Raw genomic sequence first — 12799 nt, 5'->3', positions numbered from 1 at the left:
GATCTTCGCCACCATCTCTGTCCCGCACGTTGACGCGAGTTTGTTGTGGACAGAACATTTTCGCCACCCTGTCGATGGGAATCCGGACATCCGGTATTCCGGGAGGCGCCCGTGTTCGTCCAGCAACTGGAGCCCGTCAGCGGCTCCCTCGGCCTGTCCGCCCTCGTCGCGACCCTGCCCCTCGTCACCGTCCTCGTCCTGCTCGGCGCCGTGCGCATGAAGGCCCACCGCGCGGGCCTCATCGGCCTCGGCGTCGCCGTCCTGGTCGCCTGGCTCGCGTACGGCATGCCGCTCGGCCAGACCCTCTCCAGCGGCGCGCAGGGCGTGCTGTTCGGGCTCTTCCCCATCATGTGGATCGTCGTCAACGCCCTGTGGGTGTACCGGATGACGGTCCGCACCCGGCACTTCGACATCCTGCGCCGCTCCTTCGGCCGGCTCTCCGACGACCCGCGCATCCAGGCCCTCGTCATCGCGTTCTGCTTCGGCGCGCTCCTCGAGGCCCTCGCCGGATTCGGCGCGCCCGTCGCGATCTGCTCCGTGATGCTCGTCGCGCTCGGCTTCGACCCGGTGAAGGCCGCGGTCGTCTCCCTGGTGGCCAACACCGCGCCGGTCGCCTTCGGCGCCATGGGCACCCCGGTCGTGACGCTCGCGTCCGTCACCGGCCTGCCGCTGGACTCCGTCGCCTCCGTGGTGGGCCGTCAGACCCCGCTGCTCGCCCTCGTCGTGCCGCTGGTCCTCGTCGGCCTGGTCGACGGGGTACGCGGACTGCGCGAGACCTGGGTGCCCGCGCTGGCCTGCGGAGTCGCCTTCGCCGTCGCCCAGTTCGCGGCCTCCAACTACGTCTCCGCCCAACTCGCCGACATCGGAGCCGCCTTGATCGGCGCGGCCGCCCTCGTCGCCGTGCCGCAGGCCCGCAGGCCCGCCGCCGAGCCGGTGCGCGCCGCGGTCCTCACCGGCGTACGCAGCGAAGACCTCGACGAGGAGGACCCGCGGCCCGAAGTGCTGCGCGCCTACGCCCCGTACGCGCTGATCGTCGTGATCTTCTCCCTCGCCCAGATCCCGGCCGTCAAGGACTGGCTCGCCAAGGCGAACCGCGTCTTCGACTGGCCCTTCCTGAACGTCGCCAATCCGGACGGCGACCCCGTGAGCGGCAACGTCTTCACGCTGCCGCTGGTCTCCACCGGAGGCACCCTCGTCCTGATCGCGGGCGTGTGCACGGCGGTGGTTCTCGGCGTGCACGCGCGCGTGGCGGTGCGTGAGTGGCTGGGGACCGTGCACGAACTGCGGTTCGCGATCCTCACCGTGACGAGCGTGCTCGCTCTCGCCTACGTCATGAACCTCTCCGGGCAGGCCGCCACCATCGGGCACTTCGTGGCCGCGGCGGGCGCGGGCCTCGCCTTCCTGTCGCCCGTGCTGGGCTGGTTCGGCGTCGCGGTCTCCGGCTCCGACACCTCGGCCAACGCCCTCTTCGGCGCACTCCAGGTGACGGCGGCCCAGCAGTCGGGCCTGTCGCCGGAACTCCTCGCCGCGGCGAACAGCTCGGGTGGCGTCCTCGGCAAGATGATCTCCCCGCAGAACCTCACCATCGCGTGCGCGGCCGTCGGCCTCGCGGGCCGCGAAGGCGATCTGCTGCGCAAGGTGCTGCCGTGGAGCCTGGGACTGCTGCTCGTGATGTGTCTCATCGTGTACGCGCAGAGCACGGCGGTGCTGTCCTGGATGCTGCCATGACGCTCGTGTGACCAGCACCGATGGCGGACGGCGGGTTCTTTGCGCCGCATCAGGGGTTCACACTCTGTCGTCGGTGCGGACCGGTAGTTTGTGGGGTCCGTGAAGTACTTCAGGAGGGCTGGGCCGGTCCATGGCTGCTGATCTGTCGCAGATCGTCAAGGCGTACGACGTGCGCGGGGTGGTTCCGGACCAGTGGGACGAGAAGCTGGCGGAGCTGTTCGGTGCCGCGTTCGTCCGGGTCACGGACGCGACGGCGATCGTGACCGGGCACGACATGCGGCCCTCGTCGCCGGGGCTGTCGCGGGCGTTCGCGCGGGGCGCGGCGGCGCAGGGCGCGGACGTCACGGAGATCGGCCTGTGCTCGACCGACCAGCTGTACTACGCGTCGGGGGCGCTGGATCTGCCGGGTGCGATGTTCACGGCGTCGCACAATCCGGCCCGGTACAACGGGATCAAGCTGTGCCGGGCGGGTGCGGCGCCGGTCGGCCGGGACACCGGTCTTGCCGAGATCCGGGCGCTGGCGGAGGAGTGGAGCGACACGGGTGCCCCCGAGCCGGCCGCCACCACGGGCACGATCACGCAGCGGGACACGCTCGACGACTACGCGGCGCACCTGCGCGGCCTGGTCGATCTGACCGGCATCCGCCCGCTGAAGGTCGTGGTCGACGCGGGCAACGGGATGGGCGGGCACACCGTCCCGACCGTCCTTTCCGGCCTTCCGCTGGAGGTCGTGCCGATGTATTTCGAGCTGGACGGCACGTTCCCCAACCATGAGGCGAACCCGCTGGACCCGGCCAATCTCGTGGACCTCCAGGCCCGGGTGCGGGCCGAGGGCGCCGACCTGGGGCTGGCCTTCGACGGGGACGCGGACCGCTGCTTCGTCGTCGACGAGCACGGCGACCCGGTCTCCCCGTCGGCGATCACCGCCCTGGTCGCCTCCCGCGAGCTGGCGCGCAACGGCGGCTCGGGCACGATCATCCACAACCTGATCACGTCCTGGTCGGTGCCCGAGGTGGTGAAGGAACAGGGCGGCACGCCCGTGCGCACGCGCGTGGGCCACTCGTTCATCAAGCAGGAGATGGCCACCACCGGGGCGATCTTCGGCGGCGAGCACTCCGCGCACTACTACTTCAAGGACTTCTGGAACGCGGACACCGGCATGCTCGCCGCGCTCCATGTCCTGGCCGCCCTCGGCGGGCAGGACGGGCCCCTCTCCGCCCTCGTCGCCTCCTACGACCGCTACACCGGCTCCGGCGAGATCAACTCCACGGTCGCCGACCAGGCCGACCGCCTCGCCGCCATCAAGGCCGCGTACGGCGACCAGGACGGCATCACCCTGGACGAGCTCGACGGCCTCACCGTCACGGCCAAGGACTGGTGGTTCAACGTCCGCCCGTCCAACACCGAACCGCTGCTCCGCCTGAACGCGGAGGCCCGGGACCGGGCGACCATGGAGAAGGTCCGCGACGAGGTACTCGCCGTCATCAGGACCTGACATCGCCCGCGGCTCTCATCGGGAGGCGGCGCGCAGCGCATGCCTCAGGGGCGCGGGGAACTGCGCGAGAAGCGGCCACCGGCCGTCAGCCGACATACGCCCTCAGGGGCGCGGGGAACTGCGCGAGAAGCGGCCACCGGCCGTCAGCCGACGTACGCCTCAGGGGCGCGGGGAACTGCGCGAGAAGCGGCCACCGGCCGTCAGTCGACGTACGACCCAGGGGCGCGGGGAACTGCGCGACCAGCCACACTCAACCCGCACTCCGCGACGAGAGCCCACCCCGCAGACACGAACGCCCCACCCCACCACCCCGGCGGTACCCTGACCAGGCCGCACACAACGCACCCGCACCCCCGAAGGGACCCCTCATGCCGCTCGAAGCCGGCCTCCTGGAGATCCTGGCCTGCCCGGCCTGCCACGCCCCCCTCAAGGAGGACGACGCCGAGCTGATCTGCACCTCCAAGGACTGCGGCCTGGCCTACCCGGTCCGCGACGGCATCCCCGTCCTCCTCGTCGACGAGGCCCGCCGCCCCGCGTAACCCGCAAAAGACGCCGCCCGCTGGAGGCCCGCGCCATGTTCGACGAAACGCTCCTGGACGACCCGGACGCGCTGGCCCGGGCCGACCGCCGCGGCCTGCTGCGCGGCGCCGCAGAGGCGGGCGCCCGCGTCCGCACGGCCGCCCGCTACGCCACCGAGGCCGGCATCGCCGAGCTGAAGCCGGACGGCCGCCCGCGCGCCGTGATGATCGCGGGCCCCGGCACCGCGGCCCTCGGCGTCGCCGAGTTCACCGGCCGCCTGGCGGGCTCCGCCTGCCCGGTCGTCCGGCTGCGCTCCACCGGCGTCGCCGCCGCCTCCGGCGCCCTGCGCTGGGAACTGCCCGGCTGGGCCGGCTCCGTCGACCTGCTGCTGATCGCCACCCCGGACGGCAGCGAGCCGAGCCTCGCGCTCCTGGTCGAACAGGCCTACCGCCGCGGCGTCACGGTCGTCGCGGTCTGCCCCTCCGGCGCCCCGCTCACCGAGACCGTGGCCGGCGCCCACGGCCTGTTCGTCCCGATGGCGACGGCCCCGTACGACGAGCAGGAGAGCCCCGTCGCGGCCTCCGCCCCCGGCACCCTGTGGGCCCTGCTCACGCCTCTCCTCGCGCTGCTCGACCGCACCGGCCTGCTCAGCGCGCCCCCGGAGGACCTGGAGAAGGTCGCCGACCGCCTCGACCGCACCGCCGAACGCTGCGGCCCGGCCATCGCCACGTACGGCAACCCGGCCAAGACGCTCGCCTCCGAGCTCGCCGACTCGCTGCCGCTGATCTGGACCGAGGGCGCGGCCGCCGGCCCGGCAGGCCGCCGGTTCGCCGCCGCGCTCGCCGAACTGGCCGGCCGCCCGGCGCTCGCCGCCGACCTGCCCGAGGCACTGCCCGCCCACGGCGCGCTCCTGGCGAGCGACATCGCCGCGGGAGCCGACCCCGACGACTTCTTCCGCGACCGCGTCGACGAGGCCCAGGCCCTGCGCGCCCGCGTCGTCCTGCTCCGCGACCGGCCCACCGGCGGGATCAGCGCCGCCCCCGCCGCCCGCGAACTCGCGCTCTCGCACGGCACCGCCATCAGCGAGCTGGAGCCGGAGGAGGGCAGCGACCTGGAGACCCTCGCGGAGCTGATCGCCGTCACGGATTTCGCCGCCGTTTACCTGGGCCTCGCCTCCGGTACGTGACCCGGAGCCGACCCTGTCCCCGGCCCGGCCGCACGCGCCCGGCCCACCCGACCAGGACCGCGTACGGAGAAGAAACACCTCATGGACCGCCTCACCAACACCGTCCGCCCCTACGCCTGGGGCTCCACCACCGCCATTCCGCGGCTCATCGGCGCCGAACCGACCGGCGAACCCCAGGCCGAGATGTGGCTGGGCGCCCACCCCGGCGCCCCCTCCCGCACCGGGCGCGGCCCGCTGAACGAGGTCATCGACGCGCACCCCGAGCAGGAGCTCGGCGACCGGGCGACCGCCAAGTTCGGCCCCCGCCTGCCCTTCCTCCTCAAGCTGCTCGCCGCGGGCGCCCCCCTCTCCCTCCAGGTCCACCCCGACCTCGCGCAGGCGAAGGAGGGGTACGAGGACGAGGAGAAGCGGGGCGTCCCGATCGACGCCCCCCACCGCAACTACAAGGACGCCAACCACAAGCCCGAACTCATCTGCGCGCTCACCGAGTTCGACGGCCTGTGCGGCTTCCGCGCCCCCGAGGAGGCGGCCCGGCTCCTCGAAGGGCTCGGCGTCGACACCCTCAAGCCGTACGTCGACATGCTGCGCGCCCAGCCCGAGGAGGCCGCGCTGCGCGAGGTCCTCACCGCCGTGCTGTCCGCGGACCGCGCCGAGATGACGGCCACCGTCACCGAGGCGACCGCCGCCGCCCAGCGCATCGGCGGCGCCTACGAGCCGTACGCGGGCATCGCCCACCACTACCCGGGCGACCCCGGGGTGATCGCGGCGATGCTCCTCAACCACGTACGACTGCAGCCGGGGGAGGCGCTGTTCCTGGGCGCCGGCGTCCCGCACGCGTACCTGAACGGCCTCGGCGTCGAGATCATGGCCAACTCCGACAACGTCCTGCGCTGCGGCCTCACCCCCAAGCACGTCGACGTCCCCGAACTGCTGCGCATCGTCCGCTTCGAGGCGACCGACCCGGGCGTCCTGCGCCCCGAGGCGACGCCCGACGGCGAAGAGCTCTACGACACCCCCATCGACGAGTTCCGCCTCTCCCGCTACGTGCTGCCCGAAGGCGGCGCGACCCACGACCTCACCGCGCCGACCCCGCAGATCCTGCTCTGCACCGCGGGCACGGTCCGGGCGGGCGACCTCGACCTCGCCCCCGGCGGATCCGCCTTCGTCCCCGCAGGCGAAAAGGCCGAAGTGTCCGGAGTGGGAACGATTTTCCGCGCGACGGTCGTGGCCTGAGAGACCCCTGTGCCGTCCCGTGCTGCAACAATGACCCACCGCTGCACGGGACGTAGGCATACGCAGAACCTCGAAGGGACACCGGGAACGACATGAGTGCTTCAGGCGGAGCAAAGGCGATCGTGGCGGCCCTCGCCGCCAACCTGGCCATCGCGGTATCGAAGTTCGTGGCGTTCCTCTTCAGTGGCTCCTCGTCGATGCTCGCCGAGTCGGTCCACTCGCTCGCCGACTCCGGCAATCAGGCCCTGCTCCTGATCGGCGGCAAGAAGGCCCAGCGCGAGGCGACCCCGCAACACCCCTTCGGCTACGGCCGCGAGCGCTACATCTACGCCTTCCTGGTCTCGATCGTGCTCTTCTCGGTGGGCGGCATGTTCGCCGTCTACGAGGGCTACGAGAAGATCAAGCACCCGCACGAGCTGGAGCACTGGTACTGGCCGGTCGGCGTCCTCGTCTTCGCGATCATCGCCGAGGGCTTCTCCTTCCGGACGGCCATCAAGGAGTCCAACCAGCTGCGCGGCAAGCTGACCTGGAGCCAGTTCATCAAGCGCGCCAAGGCCCCCGAGCTGCCGGTCGTCCTGCTGGAGGACTTCGGCGCCCTGATCGGTCTCGTGCTCGCCCTGCTCGGCGTCGGCATCACCCTCGGCACCGGCGACGGCGTCTGGGACGGCATCGGCACCCTCTGCATCGGTCTGCTCCTGATCGCCATCGCCATCGTCCTCGCGCTGGAGACCAAGTCCCTGCTCCTCGGCGAGGCCGCGGGCGCGGAGGAGGTCGCGAAGATCGAGCAGGCGGTCGTCGACGGCGACACCGTCACCGGCCTGATCCACATGCGCACGCTCCACCTCGGCCCCGAGGAGCTCCTCGTCGCCGCGAAGATCGCCGTCCAGCACGACGACACGGCCGCCGAGGTGGCCCGCGCCATAAACGAAGCCGAGGCCCGCATCCGCGCCGCCGTGCCGATCGCCCGGGTCATCTACCTCGAGCCCGACATCTACAGCGAGTCCGAGGCCGCCAAGGGCGCCGACCCGGAGGCCGCCCCCGGCGGCCCGAATCCGCACCCGACGCCGGAGCACTGACCACCCTCGTACGCGCTCGGCCCGGCCCCCGATACCGAGACGGGGTAGGGCCGACTGGGCCGATCGGTGTAGCTTTGTCACGAGCCAGACGTCGCTGCTGATGGCGGTCGGGCGGCCCGCACGACGGGCCGGCCGAGGGAGAGAGGGCCTCCGACGGACTGCGCTGCGAGTATCGACGGGACACGTGTGTCCGCCGACGCCCGCAGACCAGCCACGCATGCCTCCACCCGGTCGGCATGCGGACGAAGCCCACCTCGACCACCTGCAACTGCACCGAGGAGCAGCTCACTTATGACTTCTGTCGCCAACCGACAGGACCAGGACTTCAAGGTCGCCGATCTCTCCCTCGCCGCTTTCGGCCGCAAGGAGATCACCCTCGCCGAGCACGAGATGCCCGGCCTGATGGCGATCCGCAAGGAGTACGCCGAGGCGCAGCCGCTGGCCGGCGCCCGCGTCACCGGTTCCCTCCACATGACGGTCCAGACGGCCGTCCTCATCGAGACCCTCGTCGCCCTGGGCGCCGAGGTCCGCTGGGCGTCCTGCAACATCTTCTCCACGCAGGACCACGCCGCCGCGGCCATCGCGGTGGGCCCGAACGGCACGCCGGACGACCCGCAGGGCGTCCCGGTCTTCGCCTGGAAGGGCGAGACCCTGGAGGAGTACTGGTGGTGCACGGAGCAGGCGCTGACCTGGCCGAACACCCCCACCGGCGGCCCGAACATGATCCTCGACGACGGTGGTGACGCCACCCTCCTCGTCCACAAGGGCGTCGAGTACGAGAAGGACGGCAAGGTCCCCTCGGTCGACACCGCCGAGTCCGACGAGCACCGCGTCATCCTCCAGCTCCTGAACGACACGATCTCCAACGGTTCGCAGAAGTGGACCCAGCTCGCCTCGGAGATCCGCGGCGTGACGGAGGAGACCACGACGGGCGTCCACCGCCTGTACGAGATGCACCGCGACGGCTCCCTCCTCTTCCCCGCGATCAACGTGAACGACGCGGTGACGAAGTCGAAGTTCGACAACAAGTACGGCTGCCGCCACTCCCTGGTCGACGGCATCAACCGCGCCACGGACGTCCTCATCGGCGGCAAGACCGCTCTGGTCTGCGGCTACGGCGACGTCGGCAAGGGCTGCGCGGAGTCGCTGCGCGGCCAGGGCGCCCGCGTGATCATCACGGAGATCGACCCGATCTGCGCGCTGCAGGCGGCGATGGACGGTTTCCAGGTCGCGACGCTGGACGAGGTCGTCGACAAGGTCGACATCTTCGTCACGACGACCGGCAACAAGGACATCATCATGGCGAGCGACATGGCCAAGATGAAGCACCAGGCCATCGTCGGGAACATCGGCCACTTCGACAACGAGATCGACATGGCCGGCCTGGCGAAGATCGACGGCATCGTCAAGGACGAGGTCAAGCCGCAGGTCCACACCTGGACGTTCCCCGACGGCAAGGTCATCATCGTGCTGTCCGAGGGCCGCCTGCTGAACCTGGGCAACGCGACCGGTCACCCGTCGTTCGTGATGTCCAACTCGTTCGCGGACCAGACGCTGGCCCAGATCGAGCTGTTCACCAAGCCGTCGGAATACCCGACCGACGTCTACGTGCTGCCCAAGCACCTCGACGAGAAGGTCGCCCGCCTCCACCTGGACTCGCTCGGCGTCAAGCTGACGACGCTCCGCCCGGAGCAGGCCGCGTACATCGGTGTCGAGGTCGAGGGCCCGTACAAGGCGGACCACTACCGCTACTGAGCACCCTCGCCGGCGGCAGCACCACGCCGGAGTCGACTGCCAGGACAGGCCCCCGCACCCCCGTGCCGGGGGCCTGTCCCGTACCCGCCGCACCGCTGGCTACGGTGGACACGTCCTTCGACGCCAGCCAGAACCATCGCCCGCGCCCGCGACCGGTGGCCACGGCCGTCACCAGGCCAGACAGAGGACTCCACGAAGCCCATGCCCCGCGGCCGCTATTCGCTCCATGATCCGCACGATCACACCCCCCTCGGCGAAGAACACTTCCACTGCGCGCCCGGCCCCTCCGGCTGGCGCTACGTCGCGCAACGCACCACCCCCTCCGGCGACCACGCCGGCTCGATCGACCTCGCCCTGGACGAACTCGGCCGCCCCATCCGCCTCGAACTCAACGCGGCGAGCTGGCAGGTGCGCGGCGCCGCTCTCGACGGCGTCACCTGGGTGCGCACCGACCCCACCGGCACGCACGCCACCGAAGGAAACGCTCCCGCGCACGCGTTCACGGGCACGTCCCCCGCGTTCCTCATCGCCACGACGCGTCTGCTGAACCTCACCCCCGCTTCCCCCGTGACCCGTGTCCGTCTGGTCGCCCTCACCGATCCGGTCCTGGCCCCACGCACCGTGGACCAGTCCTGGACCTTGCTGAACAGCGAAGCACACGCCACTGACAACGGACCCCTGACCGTGGACGCGTACCAGGTCACAGCCCTGGACACCGGCGAGCAGGCCACCGTTCACGTCAGCGGCGACGTGGTCCTCTCAGCCCCCGGCATCGAGCTGGAGGACCTCGAGACTCCGCCTTCGGTATTCGCCTGACGCCTCGTGCCGGATGTCCGATGCCGGATGTTTCAGGCCGGCGGCGCGAACCCGGTGGCCGGCGGCTCGGACCCGCGGTCCCGATCGCCGGGCGCGGGAGCGGGCGCGGGAGCGACGGGCGCCGCGGGCGGGGTGTACGGAGCGGGGTGTGGCTGAGCAGGGTGGGGCTGAGCAGGGTGGTAGGGCGGAGCGGGGTACGGCGAAGCACCCGCGGGCGCGTACCCGGCGGAGACCGCAGGCCCCCCACCGTGCCGCCCCGCACCGAAAGCCCGCTGGGCCTCCCGTGACTGCCGCTCGTGCACCACGGCGGCCAGGAACGCCGCGGGCGGCACGTCCGTCGGCACCGGAGCACCGGTGTGCGCGGCCACATCGGCCGCGAGCCGCGCGGCCATGCCCTGCCCCACCTGCGGATCCAGCTGCCCCATCCGCGTCAGGTACTGCCGCACCGCGAGCCACAGCCCCTCGGGCACGGCGGACAGATCGAGCTGAGCGAACCGCCCGACCAGCCACGGCGGCGGGGCCGGTACGAACGCGGCCTGTCCGGTGGGCACCCGCTCCCGCACGACGAGCGTCCCCGCGACGACGTCGCCGATCCGGCGTCCTCGCGCGGACACCAGCGAGGCGATGCAGGCCACGACCCCGAAGGTCATCAGGATCTCCACGACGCCGACGGCCCCGCGCACCAGCGCGTGCCGGAACCGGATCGGCCCTCCGTCGTCGCGCACGACCCGTAGCCCGCACGCGAGCTTGCCCAGCGACCGCCCCCGGCTCAGCGTCTCCACCGCGATCGGCACCCCGACCAGCACCATCAGGAACGTCGCCACGGCCACAGCGGCCGAAGCGGCATCGTCCAGCGAGGCCGTGGCCGCCACGATCGTCATCGTCACGGCGATGTAGACGGCGAAGGCCACCGCGAGATCGATGAGCACGGCGAGTGCCCGGCTCGGCAGTTTCGCAGGTCGCAGCTCCAGAGCTACCGCCTCGCCCGTCACCAGCTCACTCACACCGGCCACCCACCCTTCCCTGACCTGCCCTAGGAACCGCCAGTCTGCCAAGCTGAGGGCACATCGCGCCGCTCAGGTGCCGGAAAGCGAGGAGCAGCAGACCGGATGGACCTCGACGTCTTTGTGTCCGCCCACCGGGCCGAGTGGGACCGCCTGGACGCTCTGCTGCACCGGCGCGGCCGTCTCACCGGCACGGAGGCGGACGAACTGGTCACGCTGTACCAGCGCACGGCCACCCATCTCTCGCTCATCCAGTCCAGCGCACCGGACCCCCGGATCGTCGGACGCCTCACCCAACTCGTGGCACGCGCGCGTAGTGCCGTGACAGGCACGCGCCGCGCCTCATGGCGCGACGTGACCGACTTCCTGACGCGCGGTTTCCCGGCCGCGGTCTACCGGGCCCGCCACTGGTGGGTGCCCACTGCCCTCGTCTCGACGGCGATAGCCGCCCTGATCGGCTGGTGGATCGGCACCCACCCCGATGTCCAGGCCTCCATAGCCGCCCCCGCGGAACTCCGCGAGATGACCCGCCCCGGCGGTCAGTACGAGACGTACTACTCGAGCCACCCGGCGGCCTCCTTCGCGGCCCAGGTGTGGACGAACAACGCTCAGGCGGCAGCGATGTGCCTGGTCCTGGGCGTCTTCCTGGGCCTGCCGGTCCTCTGGATCCTCTTCCAGAACATGCTCAACGTCGGCGTGGGCATCGGCCTCATGACCTCCGCCGGCCGCCTCGACACCTTCCTGGGCCTGATCCTTCCGCACGGCCTCCTCGAACTGACCGCGGTCTTCGTCGCCGCCGGCACCGGCCTCCGCCTCGGCTGGACGGTCATCGACCCGGGCCCGCGCACCCGCCGCACCGCCCTAGCGGAAGAGGGCCGCGCAGCCTTGGGCATGGCCATCGGCCTGGCTCTGGTCCTCTTCATCTCGGGCGCCATCGAAGGCTTCGTCACCCCCTCGGGCCTCCCGACCTGGGCCCGTATCGGCATCGGCATCGCGGCCGAACTCGCTTTTCTGACGTACGTCTACGTCCTCGGCGGCCGCGCCGCCCGAGAGGGCGACACCGGCGATGTGTCCGAGTCCGAGCGCAGTGCGTTGCTGCCGACAGCGGCTTGATGTGCACCCGGCCTCTCTGACCTGCTAGTCTCCTCTTCGCCCCGGAAAGACCGTTGACACGGACTGGACGGGGAGGTAGATTCGAACAGTTGCCCCGAACTCGACAGGTTCGTTTGCAACGGTTAGCATTTACCGCGCTTCACGAAACACTTTCTTTCGAGAAGCCCCTCTGACTAATTCAGAAACCAACAGCCGGTCAGACCGGCCCAAAACTTCTGATAAAGTCGGATCAGCCGAAAGGCAAAGGCCCTCCAACGGCCACTGGAAACAAATTCGGACCGGAAACGGAACGGAAAACGGATCTGGTAAGGTTGGAAACACGAAATACCGAAGGGAAGCGCCCGGAGGAAAGCCCGAGAGGGTGAGTACAAAGGAAGCGTCCGTTCCTTGAGAACTCAACAGCGTGCCAAAAATCAACGCCAGATATGTTGATACCCCGTCTCCGGCCGTTCGGCTGGGACGAGGTTCCTTTGAAAAAGTCCTGTCGGTCTCTGACTGGCAGGCGCACAGCGAGGACGCTGTGAACATCGGGATTATTCCTCCCGGTGTTCCGCTCTCGTGGTGTCACCCCGATTACGGGGAAACATTCACGGAGAGTTTGATCCTGGCTCAGGACGAACGCTGGCGGCGTGCTTAACACATGCAAGTCGAACGATGAAGCCCTTCGGGGTGGATTAGTGGCGAACGGGTGAGTAACACGTGGGCAATCTGCCCTTCACTCTGGGACAAGCCCTGGAAACGGGGTCTAATACCGGATACCACTCCTTCTCGCATGGGAAGGGGTTGAAAGCTCCGGCGGTGAAGGATGAGCCCGCGGCCTATCAGCTTGTTGGTGAGGTAGTGGCTCACCAAGGCGACGACGGGTAGCCGGCCT

At 70.6% G+C, this 12799-nt stretch carries 10 protein-coding genes and 1 rRNA gene; 10 read left to right on the top strand and 1 reads right to left on the bottom strand.

Features of this window, described 5'->3' with window-relative positions:
• Positions 1–111 precede the first annotated feature (111 nt).
• The 8 genes from ABZ930_RS17655 to ABZ930_RS17620 all read left to right on the top strand — a co-directional run bounded on the left by ABZ930_RS17655 (position 112) and on the right by ABZ930_RS17620 (position 9808).
• The gene (locus ABZ930_RS17655; protein ID WP_361548624.1) at positions 112–1728 is read left to right on the top strand and encodes an L-lactate permease; all 1617 of its coding nucleotides are present in this window, start codon (positions 112–114) and stop codon (positions 1726–1728) included.
• 130 nt (positions 1729–1858) lie between these two features.
• Positions 1859–3223: a phosphomannomutase/phosphoglucomutase gene (locus ABZ930_RS17650; protein ID WP_361548621.1), complete on the top strand. Its 1365-nt coding sequence runs from the start codon at positions 1859–1861 to the stop codon at positions 3221–3223.
• Positions 3224–3591: 368 nt separating this feature from the next.
• On the top strand, positions 3592–3762 hold the full coding sequence (locus ABZ930_RS17645) for a Trm112 family protein (protein WP_361548618.1): 171 nt from the start codon (positions 3592–3594) through the stop codon (positions 3760–3762).
• Between the two features lie 35 nt (positions 3763–3797).
• On the top strand, positions 3798–4928 hold the full coding sequence (locus ABZ930_RS17640) for an SIS domain-containing protein (RefSeq protein ID WP_361548615.1): 1131 nt from the start codon (positions 3798–3800) through the stop codon (positions 4926–4928).
• An 81-nt stretch (positions 4929–5009) separates the two neighbouring features.
• On the top strand, positions 5010–6161 hold the full coding sequence (gene manA, locus ABZ930_RS17635) for a mannose-6-phosphate isomerase, class I (RefSeq protein WP_361548612.1): 1152 nt from the start codon (positions 5010–5012) through the stop codon (positions 6159–6161).
• A 92-nt stretch (positions 6162–6253) separates the two neighbouring features.
• The gene (locus ABZ930_RS17630) at positions 6254–7237 is read left to right on the top strand and encodes a cation diffusion facilitator family transporter (protein WP_361548609.1); all 984 of its coding nucleotides are present in this window, start codon (positions 6254–6256) and stop codon (positions 7235–7237) included.
• A gap of 291 nt (positions 7238–7528) precedes the next feature.
• Complete coding sequence (gene ahcY, locus ABZ930_RS17625; RefSeq protein WP_361548606.1) at positions 7529–8992, top strand: adenosylhomocysteinase; 1464 nt, start codon at positions 7529–7531, stop codon at positions 8990–8992.
• Positions 8993–9193: 201 nt separating this feature from the next.
• Entirely contained in the window at positions 9194–9808 is a 615-nt protein-coding gene (locus ABZ930_RS17620) for a hypothetical protein (protein WP_361548603.1), read from the top strand.
• A gap of 32 nt (positions 9809–9840) precedes the next feature.
• Here ABZ930_RS17620 and ABZ930_RS17615 read toward each other — a convergent pair whose 3' ends face one another.
• Entirely contained in the window at positions 9841–10812 is a 972-nt protein-coding gene (locus tag ABZ930_RS17615; RefSeq protein ID WP_361548796.1) for an RDD family protein, read from the bottom strand.
• Between the two features lie 105 nt (positions 10813–10917).
• On the opposite strand from ABZ930_RS17615, the gene ABZ930_RS17610 reads away from it, so the two are divergent.
• On the top strand, positions 10918–11925 hold the full coding sequence (locus ABZ930_RS17610) for a stage II sporulation protein M (RefSeq protein ID WP_361548600.1): 1008 nt from the start codon (positions 10918–10920) through the stop codon (positions 11923–11925).
• Between the two features lie 586 nt (positions 11926–12511).
• Positions 12512–12799, top strand: a 16S ribosomal RNA gene (locus ABZ930_RS17605); the annotation flags it as partial.

The sequence above is a fragment of the Streptomyces sp. NPDC046716 genome, from assembly GCF_040645755.1.
In the GTDB taxonomy this organism is placed as follows: domain Bacteria; phylum Actinomycetota; class Actinomycetes; order Streptomycetales; family Streptomycetaceae; genus Streptomyces.
The sequence above is the reverse complement of the archived record's forward strand: the minus strand, read 5'-3'. Positions and strand labels throughout refer to the sequence as shown.